18 protein-coding genes are annotated in these 21097 nt (G+C 71.4%); 7 read left to right on the top strand and 11 right to left on the bottom strand.

Going from position 1 to position 21097, the window contains the following annotated elements; translation table 11 throughout:
- Positions 1 to 57 precede the first annotated feature (57 nt).
- Positions 58 to 2505, bottom strand: a complete 2448-nt coding sequence (locus tag ABZ564_RS09410) for a helicase C-terminal domain-containing protein (RefSeq protein WP_360852141.1) — start codon at positions 2503 to 2505, stop codon at positions 58 to 60.
- 84 nt (positions 2506 to 2589) lie between these two features.
- Here ABZ564_RS09410 and ABZ564_RS09405 point away from each other — a divergent pair, with 84 nt between their 5' ends.
- Complete coding sequence (locus tag ABZ564_RS09405) at positions 2590 to 3558, top strand: hypothetical protein (RefSeq protein ID WP_360852138.1); 969 nt, start codon at positions 2590 to 2592, stop codon at positions 3556 to 3558.
- A gap of 44 nt (positions 3559 to 3602) precedes the next feature.
- A complete protein-coding gene (locus ABZ564_RS09400) occupies positions 3603 to 4223 on the top strand; it encodes a haloacid dehalogenase-like hydrolase (RefSeq protein WP_360852135.1) in 621 nt (206 codons plus the stop codon).
- Here the strand turns inward: ABZ564_RS09400 and ABZ564_RS09395 are convergent.
- Complete coding sequence (locus tag ABZ564_RS09395) at positions 4220 to 4444, bottom strand: hypothetical protein (RefSeq protein WP_360852132.1); 225 nt, start codon at positions 4442 to 4444, stop codon at positions 4220 to 4222. The genes ABZ564_RS09400 and ABZ564_RS09395 overlap by 4 nt on opposite strands.
- Positions 4445 to 4644: 200 nt before the next feature.
- Between ABZ564_RS09395 and ABZ564_RS09390 the strand changes: the two genes are divergently transcribed.
- On the top strand, positions 4645 to 5028 hold the full coding sequence (locus ABZ564_RS09390; protein WP_275449733.1) for a cold-shock protein: 384 nt from the start codon (positions 4645 to 4647) through the stop codon (positions 5026 to 5028).
- Positions 5029 to 5141: 113 nt separating this feature from the next.
- Here the strand turns inward: ABZ564_RS09390 and ABZ564_RS09385 are convergent, their stop codons facing one another.
- From ABZ564_RS09385 to ABZ564_RS09370, 4 genes are all read right to left on the bottom strand, one after another.
- A complete protein-coding gene (locus tag ABZ564_RS09385) occupies positions 5142 to 6422 on the bottom strand; it encodes an ABC transporter permease (RefSeq protein ID WP_360852128.1) in 1281 nt (426 codons plus the stop codon).
- Entirely contained in the window at positions 6419 to 7162 is a 744-nt protein-coding gene (locus ABZ564_RS09380; protein ID WP_360852125.1) for an ABC transporter ATP-binding protein, read from the bottom strand. The genes ABZ564_RS09385 and ABZ564_RS09380 overlap by 4 nt, the downstream gene beginning before the upstream one ends.
- 62 nt (positions 7163 to 7224) lie before the next feature.
- Positions 7225 to 8574: a peptidoglycan-binding protein gene (locus ABZ564_RS09375; protein WP_360852122.1), complete on the bottom strand. Its 1350-nt coding sequence runs from the start codon at positions 8572 to 8574 to the stop codon at positions 7225 to 7227.
- Entirely contained in the window at positions 8564 to 8854 is a 291-nt protein-coding gene (locus ABZ564_RS09370; RefSeq protein ID WP_360852119.1) for a LuxR C-terminal-related transcriptional regulator, read from the bottom strand. Before ABZ564_RS09370 ends, ABZ564_RS09375 begins: the two co-directional genes overlap by 11 nt.
- 427 nt (positions 8855 to 9281) lie before the next feature.
- On the opposite strand from ABZ564_RS09370, the gene ABZ564_RS09365 reads away from it, so the two are divergent.
- The 3 genes from ABZ564_RS09365 to ABZ564_RS09355 all read left to right on the top strand — a co-directional run bounded on the left by ABZ564_RS09365 (position 9282) and on the right by ABZ564_RS09355 (position 15132).
- Positions 9282 to 9602: a hypothetical protein gene (locus ABZ564_RS09365; RefSeq protein WP_360852116.1), complete on the top strand. Its 321-nt coding sequence runs from the start codon at positions 9282 to 9284 to the stop codon at positions 9600 to 9602.
- Positions 9539 to 10537 carry a hypothetical protein gene (locus ABZ564_RS09360; RefSeq protein ID WP_360852113.1) on the top strand — a complete coding sequence of 333 codons (999 nt, stop codon included), beginning with the start codon at positions 9539 to 9541 and terminating at the stop codon, positions 10535 to 10537. Before ABZ564_RS09365 ends, ABZ564_RS09360 begins: the two co-directional genes overlap by 64 nt.
- Positions 10538 to 10728: 191 nt before the next feature.
- Positions 10729 to 15132 (top strand): hypothetical protein, encoded by a 4404-nt coding sequence (locus tag ABZ564_RS09355; RefSeq protein WP_360852110.1) that lies wholly within the window; start codon positions 10729 to 10731, stop codon positions 15130 to 15132.
- A 67-nt stretch (positions 15133 to 15199) separates the two neighbouring features.
- Here the strand turns inward: ABZ564_RS09355 and ABZ564_RS09350 are convergent, their stop codons facing one another.
- From ABZ564_RS09350 to ABZ564_RS09330, 5 genes are all read right to left on the bottom strand, one after another.
- Complete coding sequence (locus ABZ564_RS09350; protein ID WP_360852107.1) at positions 15200 to 15751, bottom strand: SMI1/KNR4 family protein; 552 nt, start codon at positions 15749 to 15751, stop codon at positions 15200 to 15202.
- A 313-nt stretch (positions 15752 to 16064) separates the two neighbouring features.
- Entirely contained in the window at positions 16065 to 16928 is an 864-nt protein-coding gene (locus ABZ564_RS09345) for a 1,4-dihydroxy-6-naphthoate synthase (protein ID WP_360852104.1), read from the bottom strand.
- Entirely contained in the window at positions 16903 to 17607 is a 705-nt protein-coding gene (locus tag ABZ564_RS09340) for a futalosine hydrolase (RefSeq protein ID WP_360852101.1), read from the bottom strand. The genes ABZ564_RS09345 and ABZ564_RS09340 overlap by 26 nt, the downstream gene beginning before the upstream one ends.
- Before the next feature lie 29 nt (positions 17608 to 17636).
- The gene (locus tag ABZ564_RS09335) at positions 17637 to 18119 is read right to left on the bottom strand and encodes a DUF2771 domain-containing protein (protein WP_360852098.1); all 483 of its coding nucleotides are present in this window, start codon (positions 18117 to 18119) and stop codon (positions 17637 to 17639) included.
- A 27-nt stretch (positions 18120 to 18146) separates the two neighbouring features.
- Positions 18147 to 19577 (bottom strand): MFS transporter, encoded by a 1431-nt coding sequence (locus tag ABZ564_RS09330; RefSeq protein WP_360852095.1) that lies wholly within the window; start codon positions 19575 to 19577, stop codon positions 18147 to 18149.
- Positions 19578 to 20021: 444 nt separating this feature from the next.
- Between ABZ564_RS09330 and ABZ564_RS09325 the strand changes: the two genes are divergently transcribed.
- Complete coding sequence (locus tag ABZ564_RS09325; protein WP_360852092.1) at positions 20022 to 20942, top strand: DUF3027 domain-containing protein; 921 nt, start codon at positions 20022 to 20024, stop codon at positions 20940 to 20942.
- Positions 20943 to 21097: the final 155 nt, after the last annotated feature.

The following is a 21097-nucleotide window of genomic DNA, read 5'->3' as shown; positions in this document are numbered from 1 at the left end:
GACGGTTCCGTCCTCAAGCGCCGGACGGGCCGGGTCGCCCTGGTTCGCGCGGGGCGGTCATTCCGCCAGTTCCGCCGCGCCCGTGATCCGGTGCAGCGGGTACGTGCGGATCTCGTCCGCCGTGTGGTCGTACGCGGTCACGAAGCCGCCCTCCACGCGGACCGGGGCGATCACGCGCTGGCTGGCGGCGCCGTCCGCGTTGACGTAGCCGATCCACACCGCGGAGCCGGTCATCGCGGCGGCCTGGACGGTGACCAGGGTCTCCGCCGGGGTGGTACGCGGCAGCGCGCCGGGCGGCGTGGCGGGGGCGGTGTCCTTCTGGGCGTGGACGACCGTGGCGGCGGTGTCGCCGGCCCGGATCGCCCGGACCGCCGCGCCGAGCAGGGTGGTGTCCGGCACCGGCGGGCCCTCGGGGACGGGGGCGGGCGCGGAGCGGGGCGGGGTGCGGCGGGCGCCGGCCCGGGTGATCAGGACGTCGCCGTCCGCGGACTCCGCGGCGGGCGCGTACCCCATCTCGCGGAGCCCGTCGAGGAGGGACGCCGGATCGGCGAGGGCGGCCAGCACCGTCGGCGCGATCCGGCGCAGCCGCAGCGCGGCGGACCGCTTGTCGGCGAGGATCTCGCCGAGGACGGCCTCGTCGTCGCAGCGTAGGTACGAGGAGGCGGCGCCGATCCGGAGGTGGCCGTGGCGGCGCGCCACGTCGTCGATGAGGTAGCTCAGCGGCTGCGGCACCGGCGTACGGCTGTGCGCGGCGAGGAAGGCGTGCAGGTCGGCGGCGGTCCGCCCGGCGTCCAGCGCCCGGCGCACCGACCCGGGCGTGAACCGGTACACCGTCGCCCCGCCCTTGGACTCGATGTCCGCGAGGGCGCCGAGCATGTCCGCGAGCGGGCGTTCCAGCGGCCCGGGCGCGACGGCGGTGAGGTCGGCCTGGAGCAGGACGTGGTCCAGGGGCTCGGGCAGCAGCGGGGCGAGCAGCCCGGCGGCCTTCGCGGGCCCCTCGGTGAGCAGGGCGCGGGTGTGGGAGGCGAGGGCGCCGCGCCCGGTGATGCCGAGGAGCTCCGCCTCGTTGAGCGTCCACAGGGCGATCCGGGACCGCAGGTCCGCGGTCTCCCCGGTGGTCGCGGCGGACCCGCGCAGGGGCCGTTCCCAGCGGAGCCGGGCGAGCACGGTCTCGGGGTCGGGCGCGGTGCCGGCCAAAAGCCCGTCGAGCAGGGCGAGGACGCGGTGGCGTACCTCGGGCGCGGCGGCACGGTCCAGGTCGGGGCCGAGGGCCGACAGCGCGCGGCCCTTGGCGTCCTGCCCGCCGACCAGGCCGGAGGTGCGGGTGGCGGTGAGCCAGGCGGTCGCGAGGGAGACCCAGCGCTCCTCGGCGGGCAGCTCCAGCCACTCGTCGTACGCGGGCGTCGGCGCGTACCGCTCGTCCGCCTCGCCGTCGGAGGCCAGCAGCCCGGCGGCGTAGGCGAGTTCGACCCAGAACGCGGCGACGGGCTCCGGGACGTCCAGCGCGGCGGCGGTCTTCCGCAGCTCGCGGACGCTGAGCCCGCCGGCCCGCAGGACGACGGGGCCGCCGCCGTTCCAGTGCTTCAGCAGTTCCTCGACGGTGCTCACGGCCGAGAACGCCTGGCCGGCCGCCGCCCTGTCCACAGCCTGTGGATCGCGTTCGGCGAGGGCCGCCACGACCGGCGGCCGCGGCTCGGGCACCCGGTGCGCGCGCCCGGCCCGCAGATGCAGCGCGGCCTCGCGCGGCAGCACGACCGTCCGGGTCGAGACCGGCAGCAGGAGCCCCCGGTCGCGCAGCCACTTCACGGGCGGCGTCGGGTTCGGCGTCACCTCCCCGTACGGCGGCCCCCACACGAGCCGGTCCAGGACCGCCAGCGCCTCCATGGGGGCGGTGTCCAGCAGCTCGCCCATCCGGGTGCGGTCGGTGAACAGCGCGGTCAGGGCCGTCACCGCGGACACCGGGTCGTGCGTGGCGGGCAGCCCGGCGGCGGCCAGGATCTCCTGGAGCCGGCCGGGCGACATCCCCGCGGTGGCCTCGGCGACGGTCGGCCCGAGACCGGTGGGGGAGGGGTGCTGCGGGGACGGCGACAGCAGCTCCCTCGCCGTACGCACCAGCCGCAGCCGGTCGTCCTCGCCCCACACCAGGGCCTGCTCGCGCAGGGTGCCGAGCGCGTCGGGCAGCGCCGCCACGATCGCGGCACCCACGTCGTCGCGCTGCTCGCCGTCGTCCTGCCCGTCACCGGTCAGCAGGCCGAGCAGCGTCCCGTACGGGGCGGGGTCGGGCGCGATCGCCAGCGCCTCGGCGGTCTGCAGGGCGAACCGGTCGAGGTGTTCCAGGGCCCGGACGACGGACGCACGGGTGCCCGCGCGCGTGGCGAGCTGGGTGATGTCGCCCGGCACGGGGGAAAGGAGGTCGGGCCGCGCCCGCAGCAGCCCGGCCAGTGACTCGTCGTCCCGGGCGCGCAGGGCCTCGGCGAGCGTCCGCGGTGGTGTGGTCGTCCCCATCCGCCCCACGGTAGTCGCTCCGGACAGCCGCGCGGGCGCTACCGTCGGTGCAGGCCGGTAGAGGGGTACGGAGGGGGCCAGCGCGTGGGGATCGAGAGCGACCAGTTGGTCTACGACTATCTGAGCCGGGTCGGCGACCTGGCCCAGCGGCAGCAGCTGTCGTCGGCCACCCGGATGCGGCTCGTGTCGGAGCTCAGGGCCGAGATCGAACGGCAGCGCACGGTCCAGGCGGCGAACACGCCCGGCCAGGTGCGCCGCATCATCGGCACGCTCGGCACCCCGGACGAACTGGTCGCGGCGGCGGCGCGGGCGGGGGCGCCGGAGGCGGCGGAAATTCCCGGACCGCGCCGGGCGGGTCCCCCCGAGCCCGCGCCGCCGACGGCCCCGCACCGGGCGGGCACGGCCGAGCTGGGCCCGGACGCCGGCGAGGCGGACTGGTGGCGGGACGAACCCGGCCCGTTCGGCGAGTCGGGACCGGGCGCCTTCGGCGAGTTCGGCCCGGGCACGGAGGTGCCGGGCTTCCGGGGCGGCGTGGAGATCCCGGCGCTGCTGCGCCCGCCGGAGCCGGAGGGGGCGAAGGAGGCGAAGGAGGAACCGGCGGAGGCCGAGGACGCCCCGGAGGACGAGGAGCAGCCACCTCCGGAGAAACCTCGCCGCCGTTGGCGCCCGAAGCTCTCCCGCACCCGCCCCCGGCCGGCCGGGGGCGCCGCCCCGCGCCGGGGCTTCGGCAACCCCGTGCTGCTGCTGGCCGCCGCCCTGCTGGTGGTGGGCGCGGTGATGGGCTCCCTGCTGGCCCTGGCGGGCGGCTGGCTGCTCGCGTACAGCTCGCGCGGATTGTCCCGCGCGGAGGCGAAGTGGGCGGCGATGGGCCTGCCCGGGGTGGTCGCGGCGGCGGCCCTGGTCTGGCTGTGGGGCCGCCTGGACGGCCGCTGGGGCACCCCCATCCCGGAACACGGGATGAAGGACGCGCTGGGCGACGTATGGCCGGTGACGGTACGCGCGGCGGCGGTGGCCTCGGCGCTGTTCCTGGTGTGGCGGGCGAGGCGGAAGTAGCGGGAGCGGCCCGGCCGGGTCCGTACGGCGTTCAGAATGGGGGCATGACTCCCTCACCGCTGACGGTCGGCTTCGACCTGGACATGACGCTCATCGACTCCCGCCCCGGCATCAAGGCCGCCTTCGTGGCGTTCGCCGCCGAGACGGGCGCCGTGATCGACGCCGACCTGGTGGTGAGCCGGCTGGGCCCGCCGCTGGAGCAGGAGATCGCGCACTGGTTCCCGGCCGAGGAGGTGCCCGCGAGGGCGGACCGGTACCGGGAGATATACCCGTCGTACGCGATCACCCCGGCGCTCGCCATGCCGGGCGCGCGGGAGTCGATCGAGGCGATCCGCGCGCTCGGCGGCCGGACCATGGTGGTCACCGCCAAGTACGAACCGAACGCCAAGCTGCACCTGGCGCACCTCGGCATCGAGCCGGACGTCGTCGTGGGCGACCTCTGGGCCGAGCAGAAGGCGGTCGCCCTGAGGGAGCACGGCGCCACGGTCTACGTGGGCGACCACGTCGGCGACGTGCGCGGCGCCCGGGCGGCGGACGCCGTCTCGGTGGCCGTCGCGACGGGCCCGTGCGACGCGGAGGAGCTCCGCGCGGCGGGCGCGGACGTGGTCCTCGCCTCGCTCACCGAGCTCCCCGCCTGGCTGGAGGCGTACACCGCGCGCGGTTAGCGCTCGCGCGCCCCCGCGCGGGCCGAGCGGATGACGCCCGCCGCCGCGATCAGGAAGCCGACGCCCATCAGCATGCAGAGGGACCACGCGATCGACGGGAGCGGGTGGGTGCCGAGGAACAGGGGGGCCATGGTGGCGAGGGTGGCGAGGGCGCCGATGAAGAAGACGACCGCGCCGATCCGGACCAGCCGGTCGCCCGCGCCGGAAGATGAGGTACTCACCCCGTCAGGGTAGTTCCCGGCCGTGGGGAAACCGTGTCGGGGTGAAGCAGGTGCCGTTTCCGGACACAGTCCGGATGACCAGGCTTGACGAGGGGTACTTCATCTGTGAAGGCTTCAGCCAGCAGGGGAGCACGAGCACAGGACGGCCTGACCTGCTGAGGGCTTCGTTCCGGCATACGGGTTGAGATGGGGTGCGTGCTTTGCCGACTGGCAAGGTCAAGTGGTTCAACAGTGAGAAGGGCTTCGGCTTCCTCTCCCGCGACGACGGCAGCGACGTCTTCGTGCACTCGTCCGTGCTTCCGGCCGGGGTCGACGCTCTCAAGCCCGGCCAGCGCGTCGAATTCGGCGTGGTCGCCGGCCAGCGCGGTGACCAGGCGCTCTCCGTGTCGATCCTCGATCCGACCCCGTCCGTCGCGGCCGCCCAGCGCCGCAAGCCGGACGAGCTGGCGTCGATCGTCCAGGACCTGACGACCCTTCTGGAGAACATCACACCGATGCTGGAGCGCGGCCGCTACCCCGACAAGGCCGCGGGCGCGAAGATCGCCGGCCTGCTGCGGGCGGTCGCGGACCAGCTCGACGTGTAGGGCCTCGACGAGCCGCGATGCGGGCGCCCCCGGCCGGGGGCGCCCGCATCCGTGTCCGGGGCGGGTCGTCCGGGGCGGGTCGTCCGGGGCCGGACACGCCCCCGCCCCGCGCGTCAGCGCCGCAGTGCCTCCACCGGCTGGATCCCGGACGCGCGCCACGCCGGGTAGAGACCGGCGAGGAGGCCCGTGGCCAGGCCGATCAGGGGGGCCGCCGCCACCGTCGCCGGGTGGACGATCGGGGTCCAGTCTCGGGCGACGGCGACGCCGACCACGGTGAGCGTGCCCAGGCTGGTGCCCACGAGGCCGCCCAGCGCGCCCAGTGCCCCGGATTCGGTGAGGAACTGGGCGGTGATGTGCCGGGCGCGGGCGCCGAGGGCGCGGCGTACGCCGATCTCGGCGGTGCGCTCCAGCACCGCGACGAGCGTGGTGTTGGCGATGCCGACCGTGCCGATGACCAGGCAGATGCCGGCGAGCAGCAGCAGGAGCTGGTCGAGGTCGCCGCTGACGTTGCCGCGCAGGGTGCGCGGGTCGGGCGGCGGGATCGACTTGAAGCGGTCCGGGTGGGCCGGGTCCAGGGCGAGCGCCGCTTCCCGCGCGATCTGGGTGGCGGCCCCGAGCCGGGTGGAGACCAGCATCTTGGCGCGTTCGCCGCGGGCCGGGCCGCCCCAGTACTTCTCGGCGGTGGTGCTCGGGACGATGACGGAGAGGAGCAGGTCCTCCTGTCGGGCCACGTCGTCCACGATGCCGATCACGGTGAGCGGGGTGCCCCCGATGAAGACCGCGGGCTGGGTCTCCAGGGTGGTGATGCCGAGCCGGTCGGCGAGCCCGGAGCCGATGACCACGACGTCCTCGGCGCGGCGCTGGTGGAAGGCGTCGAAGATCCGCCCCTGGGACAGCGTCGGTCCGGCTGCCGAGAGCACCCCCGGGGTCGCCGCGACCACCGGTGCCTCCTCGCCGCCCGCCGTGTCGCCGACCGGTGCGGCGGTGACCGTGCTTCCGCCGGTGACGTCGACGTGCCAGTAGACGCCCGCGTGCCGGACGCCGTGCAGGTGCTCCAGACGGGAGGGCGCGTCGTCGGGGAACGCGTTGGCGATGCGCTCGGCGCTGTCCCCGCCGATGTCCTCGATCGTCACCTCCGTCGCGACGAGCGTGTTGAAGCGTGCGTCGATCTGGGAGGACGCGGTGGCGGTCAGCCCCAGGATGGCGACGAACGTGCCCACGCCCAGCACGGTGCCCAGGGCGGTCAGGGCGGAGCGGCCGGGGCGCTGGAGGATTCCGGCGTGGGCCTCGGCGAGCAGGTCCAGGAAGCGCAGACGGGTCCGGGGGACGGCCCCGGCGGTGCCCGGCCGGCGCCGGAGCCGTGACGCGAGGGCCTTTGGTGTGCGTGGGATCATCCGGCACCCGCCGTCTCGGTTTTGGTTGCGGTTGCGGATGCGGGTGCGGGCCCGGTCTCGGAGATGGGCTCGGCTTCGGCTTCGGCTTCGGTGAGGATGCCGTCCCGGATCGTCACCTTCCGGGCCGCGCGGGCCGCGACGACCGGGTCGTGCGTGATGACGAGGAGCGTCATGCCGTCGCGGTGGAGTTCGTCGAGGAGCGAGAGCACGGACTCGGTGGTGGCGGAGTCCAGGTTGCCGGTGAGCTCGTCGCAGAGCAGGAGGGACGGGCGTGCCACCAGGGCCCTGGCGATGGCGACCCGCTGCCGCTCTCCGCCGGACATCCGGATCGGCAGCGCGTCGGCCCGGTGGTCGAGCCCCACCCGGTGCAGCGCCTCGAGCGCGCGCTCCCTGCGCTCACGGCGCGGCGTCCCCGCGTAGAGCATGGAGAGCGTGACGTTCTCGACGGCGCTGCGGTGCGATACGAGGTGGAACGCCTGGAAGACGAAGCCGATACGGCGGCCCCGCAGCGCCGTCCGGTCCGCCTCCCGGAGGGCGGTGGTGTCCGTGCCGTCGAGCAGGTAGCGGCCCTGGGTGGGTACGTCGAGGAGCCCGGCGATGTTGAGGAAGGTGGACTTCCCGGACCCGGAGGGGCCGACGACGGCGAGGTAGTCGCCCCGCTTCACGGCGAGATGACAGGGCTTCAGCGCCTCGACCGGCGGCGGCCCGGGGTATGTGAGGGCCACCTGGTCGAACTCCATGACGAGCGGAGGGGCGCCTGCCGGAGGAGCGCCTGCGGGAGGGGCGAGGGGGGCCGGGGCCGTCATGAGGGCGAACCGCCTCGCTCCGCGGAGTCGCCGCCGGCCGGAGCGGCGCCGACGATGACCTTGTCGCCGGGGGCGAGGGCGCCGTGCCCGGTCGGAGTGACCTCGACGTATCCGTCGCCCGAGATGCCGGGGCGTACCTCCACCCGCCGCCGTCCGCCGTCGGCCAGGAGCACGGTGACCGTGGTGCGGGCGTCCGCACCCGCGGACACCGCGGAGATGGGGACGACGAGGACCTTGGACTTGGACGTCGCCGCCTCCACAGTCAACCGGACGTCCTGATGGGCGAGTTCGGCGGGCAGCGCCTTGGTGGGGGTGACGACGAGGGCGTGGCCGACCGCCCCCTTCTCGGCGTCCGGGGCGGCGCCCTCCTCCTGCGCACCCGGATCGGCGGCCGACAGGCCGTCGGCCACCGAGGCGACGACGCCCGACGCGGTGGTGCCGGTGAGCTCGGAGAGGATCCGTACCTTCTGGCCCGGCCTGACCAGCCCCGCCTCGCTCGAACCGAGCGAACCCTTGACCACCAGGTCCCCGGCCGAGACGGTGAGCAGTTTGTCGCCGGCCGGGCCGCCCACGCGGGCGCCGAGGGTGTCGACCCGGGCCGGGAACACCGGGAAGAAGGCGAGCTCGGAGGCTGGGACCATGGGGCCGTCCGCGGCCTCCACGGCCTTCAGTTCGGCGCGCGCGTCGTCCAGGTCGTCGACCGCCCGCTGCCTGGCCGTACCCGGTTCGGCGTCCTGGACCGCGCGCTCCATGTCGGTCGCCGCGCGCCGGGCCTCCCTCAGCTTGCGCTGTCCGTCCTCCTGGGCGGGGGCGGGGTCGTATCCGAGCGACCCGTAGAGCCGGGTCACCGCCGCTTTCGTGCCGGTGCCGAAGTAGCCCGCCTCGTCGCCCTGGCTACTGAAACCGGCGCTGGAGAGGGCGGCTTGGAGCTGGCGCACGTCGTCGCCGTGCGAGCCGGGGCGCAGGTCGCGGTAGACCGGCAGTCCGCCTTCCAGAGCGAACAGGGGGCGTCCGGAGATCTCCAGCAGCACCTTGCCGGGCTTCACCGCGGCTCCTGGCTTCACCATCAGCTTCGTCACCACGGGCGAGCCGGAGTCCTTCCCGGACGGCCCGGCCGACGACACGTCGAAGGTCCGGCCGGCGGCGACCTGGCCGCGCAGGACGACGGTGTCGGTCAGCACCCGGCGCTCCACCGGCGCCGTCAGGACGTCCGGTGCGGGCGGCCCCGCCTCGGCGGCCGCCTGCTGGGGCGAGGAGATGAAGGCGGTCGACACGAGACCGGCCCCGGTCAGCGCGACCGCCAGGGCGGCCACCGTGACCAGGACGTGCCGTCGGCTACGCGGCATCCCGGCCCCCCACGCGCTGCTCCCACGCTGCCGGGGTCCGCTGGGCCTCGTTCCGCCCATGGGGCCGCTCCAGCCAGCCGAGTTCCTGCGCCCGGGCGCCGAGGGCCAGCCTGCTGTTCACACCGACCTTGAGCATCAGCCCCTTCACGTCACGCTGCACGGTGCGATGGCTCAGACCCATGGCGCGGGCCGCCCGGGCATCCTCATATCCGGCATAGAGGAGTTGCAGGAGCTTTATCTCCCTTTCTTTGATTCTATTATTTTTGTCCGAATTGCCCATGTTTCCCCCCGGGGAACCTTCTGCGGAATCGTCAGTTCCGCGGTCTGGACCAAGTTAGCTCACCGGAGCGGGGTGAAGAAGGTCTGCTGAACCATGCCGAAGTGACACAAAAGGGTGCAGGTGGGGTGGCGTATTTGCGTCAGATTCTCAGTGGATGGTAGCGAGGATGTGCGGGAATTGACTAGCTTTTACGGCTGTCATATTCATTCTTGCTGGGGAGTTGCTTATGTTTGCACGTTGGACGCGCGGGGTTGCTGTGGTCGGTGCCGGATTCCTCGCGGTACTGCAGGGCGGTTCGCCGGCTCAGGCCGACGTGCCGACGTCGTACGAATCCGATGTATGCAGCTCGAGCGGAAATCGGTATTGCTTCGAAGTCTACTACGACAGTGCCGGCGCCAGTACTGGATATTCGTACAGTTCTTGTTTCGTGGCGAATCAGAGCGTCCCTGATTATTACGGGTACTCCCCGAATGGGGCGGTGCTCGTGCGGTACATCTTCAGGGGCGGCGTGGACCGCATAACGGGATCGAACCCGGGGTGCACCGGTGCTTCGGGTGATGGTATCGGGGTCAAGAATGCTGCTGCATCTGCTGTGAACAACGAGTGCTCGGTGAACAACATCGTCTACTTCAACTCCGGCTATCAGGGAACATCTCAGACGATTGCGCCGGGCTGCGGGAGCGATTGGCCGTCGACGAACCTGAAATCTGCACTGAAGAACAACAACGCTTCACACAAGAGGTCTTGATCCATATGCGTAGAGCAGTCGCGGGTGCCGTCCTGATAGCTGCGGTTATGGTGTCGGGATGTTCCTCGGGTGAGTCGGAGGAGACGAGCGCGGGCGGCGCACCCAGCGCAGCCGCGACTGGCTCGAAGGTGGACGAGCAGGCTTGGCCTGCCCGCACCCCGGTCAGTGGCCTGACCAAGGGGATGGTCCTGCCGATCGAGGGGTATCTGATCTCGTACCCGGAGACGGTCGCCTGGCAGCGTGCCCAGCAGAACCTCTGGAAGAGCTGTATGCGGAGGTACGGATTCAATTCCTTCTCCCCTCCGGAGCCAGGAATGTTTCCGCCACCCGGATACGACGATGCGAACATGGCTCGCCGATACGGAATATCGGATGCCAAGGAGGCGGCGCGGTACGGATACCACCTTCCCGGAGGTGCCGGTGAACCACCCGTGTGGGAGCCGGCCGAGGGTGCCGAGAGTGCGGTTTTCTCCGGATCTGGCGTTCAGGTGGCGAGCGGATCCTACAAGGGGGAAAAGATCCCGGAAAATGGCTGCCAGGGCGAGGTGAGGGAAAGCCTCGGGAAAATATCATATCCCCTGGCAAGCAAAGTGGAATTTGCCTCTCTGGAAGAGTCGAGGAAAGTTGCCGAGGTGCGATCCGCGGTAACGAAGTGGTCGGCCTGCATGAAGTCTCACGGTTACCGTGTGGCGCACCCCTACAAGGCTCCTGATCTCGTATCAAGTCTCGGTTCCGACCATCCTTCCGAGGCGGAGACGGCGCTGGCCGTCGCGGATGTCGGGTGCAAGAAGAGCTCTCGGTTGGTGGGCGTCTGGTTCGACGCCGAGAAGAAGATCCAGAACCGGCGCATTGAAGAGAATCAGCTCGCCCTCGATGAGGAGCGGAAGAAGAACGACGAAGTGTTGAAGGTCGCCGCGCGCGCAAATGGTGGGTGAACCTGCAACGTGCCTGCGGACTTCTTGGCTATCTGCCTCCGGTCCAGGCGCCGCCACCACGTATGTCCCGGTTTGGTGATCCGCTCGTACGGCGTGTGTCGATCCGCATGGCTGAGTACGTGCCCGTCGTCGACTGACAACCAAGAAAAGGAAGTGCCTTTACCGTGCGCGCAAGGAAGAAAAGATACGCGGTGGTGATAGCGGCGGCGACGGCGATGCTCGCCTCGTCGCTGTCCGCCTCCGCGCAGGCTCAGGGGCCGGTGGTCCCCGCGGACGCCGTGCAGGACGGCAAGAGCCTGCCGAAGGCCACGCACAAACCCCGTGAGGTCGGCAAAAAGGACCGTGTCGCCGTCCTGGGTGATTCCTACTTCTCATCCAAGGACGTGGCCCTGTCCACCTCCGGTGACGGCACGGGCTTTCATGTGCTGGCCGGGAAGGAGAAGGAGGGCTACGCGTTTACCACGGTGGCCACCCTGCGGGAAGACGGATTCGATTCGGACACATGGATAGGCAACACGTGTGTCACCGGGTCGGGTAAGTACGCGGCTGTCGCCTACGCGCCCCGGACGTTCACGAACAACCCGGAGCTGATGGTGCGCGGTGCGTTCACCGCCGTCGTCGAGCTGGGCAGCGGCAAGGTCACCAAGCTGCCGTTCACGGCGTCGCTGGCCTACTTCTCGCCCGGCTGCGGTACGGGGGACGAGGTGGTGTTCACCCAGCTGAGCCACGACGGGGACAGCGCGCAGCGGACCCGCCTGATCACCGTGGACGCGGCAACGGGCAAGCAGTCCGCGCCGGTGGCCTTCCCGGGGCAGGTCACCTCCGCCGTCCCGACCCGGCACGGCATCGTGGCCGGTCACGGGAACAAGCTCGTCCGTATCAACGGGCGGAAGGAAACCGTCCTCGCCACGACGAAGCACGTGCCGTTCCAGATCGCGGCCGACAGCGGCGACGGCGTGACCTTCATCGACCGTGAGGCCGACACCAAGAAGACGGCGCCGAAGTCCTGGGCCAAGCACCTGGACTCCGCGCAGGTCAAGGGCACGAGGACCAGCCCGCGGACGGTGGCCGAAGGGAAGCTGGCCGACTGGGACCTGTCGGCCACCCCCGGCGGCACGGTGTTCCTGACCGGCAAGGCCGAGAACAGGGGGACGCTCCCCGGCCCGGTGAAGAACCCGGGGCATCTCGCCAAGGGCGCCCGTATGTCGAGTCTCGGCCACGCGGGAGTGTCCACGTCCTGGGCCGACGGCAGGACCAGCCTGATCACGCCCGACGAGACCAAGCAGGCCCGCGACGCGCGGATCGCCCTGGACGTGGTCGCCACCGGCAAACACACCGAACTGGACGCCACACCCGAGCTGTCGGCCGAGCGGGCCGAGGCCGGAAGCAAGCCCTCCCCAGCGCTGGGCGCCCCTGCGGGCGACAAGGCCGACAGCGCGGGCATGTCCACCCAGAGCTTCCGTACCCAGGCGTTGGCGGCGTCGGCGACCGGGCCCAGCGAGGGCACCGACGAGCGGTACTGCGCGGTGGCCCGCAACGACGTGCGCAAGCAGGCGTTCCAGCCGACCCCGCGTCAGGTGGAATGGGCCGTGGACCAGGCCGTCGTCGGTGAGCTGCACGTCAGCCGGCCGGCGAACTGGAAGAACACCGGCATGGACTCCTACACCCCGCAGGGTTTGTTCCCGCCGATCACCCTGGCCGGGGACCCCAACGCCACCCTCGACAACGAGGACCCGGACATCACCGACCGGTGGCACATACCCTCGCAGGTGATGCTCGGCGTCACCGCGCAGGAATCCAACATGTGGCAGGCGACCCGCTTCGCCGTCCCCGGCGTCACCGCCAACAGCCTCGTCGGCAACTACTACGGCACCCAGTACACCGCCGACGGTGACCAGGCCGACCCGTGGCGGATCAACTTCTCCGAGGCGGACTGCGGTTACGGCATCACCCAGGCCACCGACGGCATGCGGCTCGCCGGCAAGACCAAGGAGCACGAGACGGCCCTTCCGCCGGCCACGCAGGAAGCGGTCGCGCTGGACTACGCCGCGAACATCGCGTACGGCGTGACCATCCTCTCCCGCAAGTGGAACGATCTCCACGGCCAGGAGATGAAGGTCAACGACGGCCACCCGCAGTGGATCGAGAACTGGTTCTTCGCCCTGTGGGCGTACAACTCGGGCTTCTACCCGGCCGCCGACTCCGCCGGCCACAAGGGCCTCGGCTGGACCAACAACCCGGCCAACCCGCTGTGGAAGGCCAACCGGGTCCCCTTCCTCCAGCACGCCGTCGACCCGCACCTGGACGACTACTCCCACGCCGCACACCCGCAGGACTGGCCCTACGAGGAGAAGGTCCTGGGCTGGGCCGCACGCCCCATCTCCGCGATGTTCGCGCCCGGCGACTTCAAGCCCGGATACCTGGCCGCCTGGTGGAACAGCGACCTGCAGCGTGCGGGCGTAAAGCCGCCGCTGGACACCTTCTGCGACGCCTCCAACTCCTGCGACCCGTCGAAGATCACCGACGGCGACTCCAACGACCCCGGCATGGGCGCCTGTTCGCTGGACACCGGCGACAGCGACACCAACCCCCACTGGCTGCACTGCTGGTGGGACAAGTCCGCCGAGTGGAAGGACTGCGACAAGCAGGCCGAGTGCGGCCACCAGGTGCACCGGTTCAACACCACTTACCCGGAACAGCCCGACGCCGCCTCCTACCCGCCCAAGTGCAGCACTGGCCTGGCATCGAACGCGCTGGTCGTGGACGACGTCCCCAACGGCACGACCCCGGCGGGCTCCAGCTCACGCGGCTGCGGCGCCGCGAAGTCGGACGGCACCTTCACCCTCACCTACCAGCCCTCCGACATCATCGACTCCGACACCGGGCAGACCATCACCACCTACCCCGGCAAGATCGACACCCACCAGATCGGCGCGGGCTACGGCAACCACTTCTGGTTCACCCACACCCGCTCGCCCGAGTCATACCCGCTGCCGGGCGACCGCATGAAGGTGACCGGTGCCTGGACCCTGGGTCAGGAACTCACCGAGCACGAGGGTCAAGCCAAGGTGTACGCGTTCGTCCCGGACCACGGGGCACAGACCGGCGCCGCCCACTACGAGATCCACACCGGCAGCGGTGTCGTCGAGAAGGTGATCTCCCAGAAGGACAACCAGTCCAACAAGTGGGTCGACCTGGGCGCCTACTCGTTCGCCGGGGTGACGCCCAAGGTCACCCTCGACAACTTCAACGGTGGTGACGGCAGCGCGGACATCGCGTTCGACGCGGTCGCGTTCGTCCCGGGCGATTACTGGGGGCTGCCCAGCGACCTCGCCTTCTCCGACCCCACCGACGAGAGCGGCCCGGACCCCGAGTTCCCCGAGGACCCACAGCAGATCACCGACCACCCGTTCTGGAGCAAGGGTGTGACCGGCCTGACCGCCAAGGTCGCCGGTCCGGTGATGACGGTCGGACCCGCACCCACCGGTGCGGCCAGGTCGGCGGCCGCCAGCGCGGCGGACACGGTCTCCTGCTCGCTCACCCAGCTGTCCATCAACTACACGCGCACCGATGCGTGCATCGTCAGCCAGATGGGAGTCAGCGGGGTCTTCGACAACAAGCCCATAGACATCGAGTTCAACTACCGGCACGAGATCCACACCGACAAGAAGTCGAAGACCGTCACGCAGAAGGTCGACATCAGTGTCGCCAGCGCCACGGCCAACGTGACGCGCGCGGCGGTCGACCTCGACTTCGAGTGCAAACTCGGCTACTGCAAGAACAACCCCCCGACCTGGAGCGGTTCGAAGACGTTCACCGGTGCTGCCGACCTGCACCATCTGACCGCCACCCAGACCACGGAGTGGACCGGTACGGGCAAGAGCAACATCGAGCTGTCGTGGCGCAGTACCGCAAGCGTCAACGGTCTGGCTGCCCCGAACCCGATCACCGCGAGCGAGGACGATCTCGAGATCCGCTGTGACGACCTGCTCTCCGGCCGGCCTGCCGGGTGCACGTTCCCGCGTTACACGCCCACCTACACGTTCAGCGAATCCAAGTACCCCGGTGCTGCCGCCCACATCTGGATGATGCAGCACAAGCTCCCTTCCCACCTCGGGCTGAAGGGGCAGGGAGACCCGCTGAACTTCCTTGCCAATGACACGCCCCAGAAGAGCGACCCGACCAAGATGCAGAAGGACGTCAACCGCGACGTCATCTGCCCCAGGTCCTGGGCCAACGCGTTCAGTCCGACGCTCGTCACACCCACGGACAAGCCGAACTGCGACGAGTTCTCCTTCGCCGCCACCTACCAGAGCGCCGGCATGTCCAAGACCGACGGGGGTAAGAACCCCAGCCCGGTCACGACCGGCGCCGACTGCGTCAACACCGTCACGATGAAGGACCCGGACGGCAAGTGGCGGCTGCACCCCGCGCCGGGCGAGAAGGTCCCGACGTGGACCGAGACGTGCGGCCGGTCCGCCATGTCCGGCCGGCACAACCAAGGTTCCATGAACCGGTTCGGGTCCACCTTCATGTACGCCTACCGCGTTCTTGACGGCGACCCGTACTGGCTCCACGTGGACAAGCCGCAGTAGCACGACGAGAAACAGCAGGGCCCATGGCGTCGCTCGACGCCATGGGCCCTGTTCCGTATGCCGACGATCAGTCCCAGATGAGCCTGCCGTCTTCAACGCGTCCACGAGCGTCCCGCGCTCCGGTGGAAATCCGTTCCATGAGGGCCAGCGTCTCGCCGAACAGGGCGGTCAGCGACTCGTGGACTCCGAAGGACGGTGCGTCGCCGTCGCCGAACGAACCGATCCGGCCGCTGCGCGCGTCCAGGAACTTTCCGTAACACGCGTCATCGTCCGAGACGACCGGAATCCACTGTTCGTGCCAGAAGGGGAAATCGGGATCGTCAGATGGGTCGTCACGCTCGATCTCCATCTTGAATTGGTACGTCTTTTCGATGGCCGTCAACCCCAGAAAATCACGGTTTCCGGGCAGTACCCCCTGTGTGACATTCTCAGCACTACCACCAGCGCCGGATGTCAGGAGCCACGAACGGAGATCGGCGGGAAAGCGAACGCCCATGCGTTCTTCCGCTGAAGCGATTTCCTCCGGTGCTGCGGGACCGAGAACGGACGTCGCAGTCATGGGTGCATTATTTTCGAGCCATTCCATCAACCGCTGCCATGTCGCCTGTGCATCACCCATGGCTACCCCTCCCTCTGCATATCTACCTCGCTGCGCAGCCTAACCTCGATCTTGCATGACGGTGCGCCGACAGAATCGGTGGACCGTTTCGCCTTCTGTGGTTGCTGGCGGCCAAGGCTTCGGCGTAGTCGCGTGACGTCCGGTTCATGTCGTTCTGACGACCGGGCGATGAGGTGGCGAGACGAGAGCAGGCACGATTTCCAAGATCATGGAAATCCTGCTACCGGGTCGAGCTGGGCGGGAAGCCCGGCCGCCCCCTGTGGAAGAAGGTGGCCGGCGAGGTCTGCTCCCGTACGCGGGACACGCCCGGGTCTCAGACGAACGACAGCGCGTCCGGCCCGAGCGGCGGGACCAGGCCCTCGGCCGCCGCGCGCGTCAGGAGGCCGCGGATCGCCGCGTAGCCGTCCTCGCCGAGGTCCGCGGTGAACTCGTTCACGTACAGGCCGATGTGCTGGTCCGCGACGGACGGGTCCATCTCCTGGGCGTGGGCCGCGACATACGGGCGGGAGGCCTCCGGGTCGTCCCAGGCCATCCGGACCGACGTACGGACCGACTCGGCGAGCAGCTTCAGCGTGGCCGCGCCCAGCGAGCGCTTCGCGATGATCGCGCCGAGCGGGATCGGCAGGCCGGTGGTGTCCTCCCAGTGCCGGCCCATGTCGGCCAGGTTGTGCAGGCCGTAGTTCTGGTACGTGAAGCGCGCCTCGTGGATGACCAGGCCGGCGTCGACCTTGCCGTCCCGGACCGCCGGCATGATCTCGTCGAACGGCATGACGACGATCTCGCCGACCCCGCCCGGCACCACGTCGGCCGCCCAGAGGCGGAACAGCAGGTAGGCGGTGGAGCGCTCGCTCGGGACGGCGACCGTCTTCCCCGTCAGGTCGGTGCCCGCCTCGCGGGTGAGGACGAGCGGGCCGCAGCCACGGCCCAGCGCGCCGCCGCACGGCAGCAGCGCGTACTCGTCGAGGACCCAGGGCAGCACCGCGTAGGACACCTTGAGGACGTCCAGCTCGCCGCGCTCGGCCATGCCGTTGGTGAGGTCGATGTCCGCGAAGGTGACGTCCAGCGCCGGGGCGCCGGGGACCCTGCCGTGCGCCCAGGCGTCGAAGACGAACGTGTCGTTGGGGCAGGGCGAGAAGGCGATGCGCAGCGCGTCAGCCTGCGGTGTCGTCTCGGTCATGGGGGGTCCAGCCTTCCAGTACGGGTATGAGCTCGCCGAACGCCCCGGTCAGCGCGGTCAGCGCGTCGCCGATGCGCCAGGCGTCGCGGTCGCGGGGGCCGACGGTGTTCGACACGGCCCTGATCTCCAGGACCGGTACGCCGGCGAGACCGGCCGCCTCCGCGACGCCGAAGCCCTCCATGGCCTCGGCGGCGGCGGTGGGGTGGGCGGTCAGGAGGGCGGCGGTGCGTTCCGCCGTTCCGGTGACGGTGGAGACGGTCAGGACGGTGCCGGTGGCCGCGCCGGTCGCGGCGGCGGCCTCCCGGACCAGGGCGGGCGGCGGCCGGAAACGGTCGCGGCCGAAACCGAGCGCCGTCACCGGCAGGAAGCCGTCCGGGGTGTCCGCGCCCAGATCGGCGGCCACGATCGCGTCGGCCACGACGAGCGAACCGACCGCCGCCACCGGTGCGAAGCCGCCGCCGATACCCGCCGAGATCACCAGGTCGTAGCGGTCCGAGGCCAGGGCGAAGGCCGCCGACGCCGCCGCGGCGGCCGGGCCCGCGCCGCCGGCGAGGACGTCCAGCGGGCCGGCGCGATGGATCTCCGCGCCGCGTACCCGGCGGACGCCGGACCCGTCCCCGTACGCACGTGTGACCGCGTCCCGTTCCACCGGGACCGCGGTCACGACGAGCACACGCACGGAGAAGGTCCTTCGAGGCCAGGAGGGGGTCAGTCGGTCTTCTTCAGCTCGAAGTGCCAGATGCCGAGCACGCTGGAGCCCTTCGTCTCCACCACGCTGATCTGCGTCTTGTCCGCGGGGGCCTCACCGGTCTGGCTGGAGAAGAAGGCGCTGCCCGAGATGGACCGGTAGGTCTTCTTGAACGGCTCCTGCTCGGCCTGCTGGCCGTTGATGAAGAGCGTCCAGCCGTGGTCCGCGATCTCCGGGTCGACACCGAAGTGGACCGTGTCGGCCATCGAGACGTCGACGGTCTTCTCCGCCTCCTTGTTGAGGCAGGTCTTCACCTCGGATTCCTTGAGGGCCTTGCCGTCGTCGTAGCAGGCGGCCTCGGTGCTCACCGAGTTGTCGCCGACCGTCACGGTGGCGAGCGGCGTCGGCTTGTCGCAGGCGGAGAGGACAAGGAGTCCCGCGGACACGGCACCAAGAGCGACGCCGATTCGACGGCCCTTACCGGAGAAGAACGCAACGGTCATGGGCCGAAGGCTATCGGTCGCTCCCGCTCACGCCACGCGGGGGTGCGGTGAGCCGCGCCGCGCGGCGCCCAGCAGCCCCCGTACGGAGGCGGACGCGCCGAGCGCGAGCAGGCAGGCGGCGACGGACATGCCCAGTACGCCGTTGAGGGGGAGGGCGATCCCGATCGCGCCGCCCACCACCCAGGCCATCTGGAGCACCGTCTCGGAGCGGGCGAACGCGGACGTCCGCACCTCCTCCGGCACATCGCGCTGGATCATCGCGTCCAGCGACAGCTTCGACAGGGCCTGGGTGAGGCCCGCCGTCGCGGCGAGCGCGGCGACCATGACCGTGCTGAAGAAGACGGCGGCCAGGATCGCGACGCCCAGGGCCAGGCCCAGCACCGAGGCGACGATGACCTCGGGGCCGCGCTCCCGAAGCCAGGAGCCCACCGCCGTGCCCAGTGCGTTGCCCACGCCCGCCGCCACGCCGACGATGCCCAGCGAGATCGCGGCGCTCTGCCCGGCCAGCGGGTGCTCGCGCAGCAGGAACGCCAGGAAGAAGATCAGGAAGCCGGAGAGCGCGCGGTGCGCGGCGTTGGCCTGGAGGCCGTGCAGCACGGACGGGCCGACCGACCGCAGCCCCGGCCGCCGCTCGCCGTTCCCCCGCCGCCCGCGCCCCTTGGGCCCGGCCCGCGTGGAGGAGGACCGCAGCGGTTCCGGGCGGGGCGCGGCCGTGCCGTGCGGCGGTACGAGCCGCGCCCGGTGTTCGCCCTTCGCCGAGTCGACCTTGGGCGGCAGCGTGAACGCCAGGACCGTGCCGCCGACGAAGACCGCGCAGGCCCCGTACAACGGCCACGGCGGGCCGATCGTCTGGAGTCCGGCCCCGATCGGCGCGGCGGCGCCGGTGGCCAGCAGACCGGCGAGGGTCACCCGGGAGTTGGCCTTCACCAGCGAGAACTTCGGTGGCAGCAGGCGCGGTACGACAGCGCTGCGCACCACGCCGTACGCCTTCGAACAGACCAGCACGCCGAGGGCCGCCGGGTACAGCTCCAGGCCGCCGGTGGCGACCGCGCCCGACATGGTGAGCGCCAGCAGGGCCCGCGCCAGCATGGAACCGGCCATCGCGGCGCGGCGGCCGTGCGGCAGGCGGTCCAGGAGCGGGCCGATGACCGGGGCGAGCAGGATGAACGGCGCCATCGTGACGGCGAGGTACAGCGCGACCCGGCCGCGTGCCTGGTCCGTCGGCACGGAGAAGAACACGGTGGACGCGAGCGCGACGGTGATCATGACGTCGCCCGCGCCGTTCACCGCGTGCAGCTCGATCAGTTTGCCGAGGCCGCTCTCGCCGGCGCCGTGCGCGTGCGTCGCCTTCCGGATGGAGCGGGCGGTGCCGGTGAACGGGGTTCTCAGGGCACGGGCGATCGACCGCCCCGTCCTGCGGAGCGGGCCGGGGCCGTCGTGCGAGCTGGCAGAAGCCACTTGGTCATAGTGCCCCAGGACCGGGCGATGCGAACCGGCAGCGCTGCCGGACGGGGTCGGGACCGCCCCGTCGGGTCAGTGACCGGCCGGGCGGCAGGGTGTGGGCCGGCTCCTCGGGCCGGGCCGCGGGCGGGCGGTGCGGGGCGCGGGCCCGCCCGTCGGGGGTGCGGTCCATGGTGTCGATACGGGGTCGTTTGGGACGGCAGGTGGGCGGGGAGCGGCGGAGAGGGTAGCGTGCGTAGCGCGCCACCGGCGGTTGTTCTCGGCCGCGCGCCTCTCGACGATCCCGCAGAATGGATTACGGAAGGCGTGCCCGAGATCGGCTCAACGGGCGTGGACGTCGACGCGGCCCCCAGGTCCGCTCCGTCCGCGACCGTATGGCCGAAATCGATGGTCGATGTGCTGGCGCGCTCGTGAGACTGGCGTAGGAGAGAAGCGAGACCTGTGAGTGCTGCGACGACGCGAGGCCGTACGGCCCGAACCGCCCGTACCCCCGCTCCCGACCGTCTGTGCGCCGAGGCGGTGGGCCTCGCCCGCGCGGCGGCCGAGGAGGCGGCCGCGCCAGGGGTCGTGGGTGAGCATGCGGGCGTGGTCTCCGAGGGGGACCGGGTCGTCACGCACTACTTCGAGTGCAAGGACCCCGGCTACCGGGGCTGGCGCTGGGCCGTGACGGTCGCCCGGGCCTCCCGGGCGAAGAACGTCACGCTGGACGAGACCGTGCTGCTGCCCGGCGACGACGCGCTCATGGCGCCGGAGTGGGTGCCGTGGAGCGAGCGGCTGCGGCCGGGCGACATGGGCCCGGGCGACCTGCTGCCGACCGAGGCGGACGACCCGCGCCTGGAGCCCGGGTACACCGGTGCGGACGAGCCGCCGCCGAACTCCGCGGTCGCCCCGGTCAGCGGCGAGCTGGCCGACCTCGTCGACGTCGAGGACGCGGAGCTGACGACGCGCCCGGCGCCGGCCGTGCGCGGGTCGATCGCGGCGGTGGCGGACGAGCTGGGCCTGCGGCGGGCGCGGGTGCTGTCCCGGTACGGGCTGCACACGGCGGCCGACCGCTGGGACGAGGAGTTCGGCGCCAAGACGCCGATGGCGCAGGCCGCGCCGGCCTCCTGCGCCTCGTGCGCGTTCCTGATGCCGCTGGCGGGATCGCTGCGGCAGGCGTTCGGGGTGTGCGCGAACGAGTTCGGTCCGGCGGACGGGCACGTGGTGTCGCTGTCGTACGGGTGCGGGGGGCACTCGGAGGCGGCCGTCATGCCGAAGCCGCCCGCGGCGGCGCCGCACGCGCTCGACACGGTGCGGGTGGACGAGTATCCGCTGCACGGGGAGGGCGAGGAGCCCTCTTCGGAGGACCCGGACGACGCGTAGCCGGACGTGGGCCCGGGCCCCTGCGGCCTCGGGCGCTCCGGCGGGCCGGTTCCGTCCTCGATCACCGGACGGGCTTGAATGTGCCGGCCGGGGTAGGAGAACCCAGCCCGTCCGGCGATCGAGGACGGAAGCCTTCGGGTGGGGTCGGCCGGGTT

This window comes from Streptomyces sp. NPDC019224, from assembly GCF_040632605.1.
In the GTDB taxonomy this organism is placed as follows: Bacteria; Actinomycetota; Actinomycetes; order Streptomycetales; family Streptomycetaceae; genus Streptomyces.
Note: the sequence above shows the minus strand (reverse complement) of the source record. Positions and strands in the feature narration are given on the sequence as shown.